The 1039-nt window shown below is 48.1% G+C and carries 1 protein-coding gene; it reads right to left on the bottom strand.

The window, feature by feature from the left end; translation table 11 throughout:
• A partial coding sequence (locus R7E00_RS25145; protein WP_318124930.1) for a TrkH family potassium uptake protein occupies positions 1 to 1039 on the bottom strand: 1039 nt, incomplete at both ends.

The raw sequence follows: 1039 nt of genomic DNA, 5'->3' as shown, positions 1-1039 counted from the left end.
AAAGGCCCAATACGGCCAATGATCATCACGACGATCATGATGTACTTTCCAGGCTCTGAAAGCTCTGCCGTCAAACCTGCAGTAAGCCCAACCGTTGCAAAAGCAGAAATCGTTTCGAACATCACTTTGTCAAAAGAAGCTTTCTCCGTCAGCATCAACAAAAACATAGCAGTGGTAAGAATCGCTCCGCTCACCACAATGATTGCCAGTGACTTCGTTACCGTTGGCCAGTTTACCGTTCTCTTAAACATCACCACGTGTTTCTTTTGACGCAAGAACGTCCACGTCGCCATAAACGCGACAGCAAAAGTAGACACCTTGATACCGCCACCCGTAGAGGTCGAACCCGCACCAATCAACATCAAAACGATCATGATGAGTAATGCCGGTTGCGTGAACTGCGTTAAATCAACACTGTTAAAACCCGCTGTCCGCGCACTGGCTGATTGGAAGAAAGCAGCCAACCATTGCCCGCCAGTAGTGAGCGACCCCATGGTGTTGGGGTTGTGACGTTCCAAAAGCCAAAACAGCACCGTTCCCACCAACAGCAGTAACGGCGTGGCAATCAACATTATTTTGGTGTGAATATGTAAGAAGTGGAAACCTTTACGCCAATGTCGCCAAACGTCACCAATCACAGTGAAACCCAAGCCGCCAAAGATAAACAGACCAGCTAAGGTGAAACTCACTAACGGATCGTTGACAAAACTCATCATGCTGTCAGAGAAGAGAGCGAAGCCAGCATTGTTGAAAGCCGAAATAGAATGAAACAGCGCATAGAACATGCCCGTCTGCCAACCCATTTCTGGCACCCAACGATACGAGAGGAAAACAAAACCAATCGCCTCTGCCACCAGCGCAAATGTGACGATTTTTTTCACCAAACGACGCAGGTTGACTTGCCTTTCTTGGCCAAGTGCTTCTTTGGCTAACGCTTGCTGACGTAGACTCAAGCGCACCCCAAACATATAGAGCAGCACCGCAGATAAGGTCATTTGCCCTAAGCCTCCGATCTGCATCAAACACATCAGAAGAATTT

This window comes from Vibrio sp. Vb1755, from assembly GCF_033338635.1.
In the GTDB taxonomy this organism is placed as follows: domain Bacteria; phylum Pseudomonadota; class Gammaproteobacteria; order Enterobacterales; family Vibrionaceae; genus Vibrio; species Vibrio alginolyticus.
Note: the sequence above shows the minus strand (reverse complement) of the source record. Positions and strands in the feature narration are given on the sequence as shown.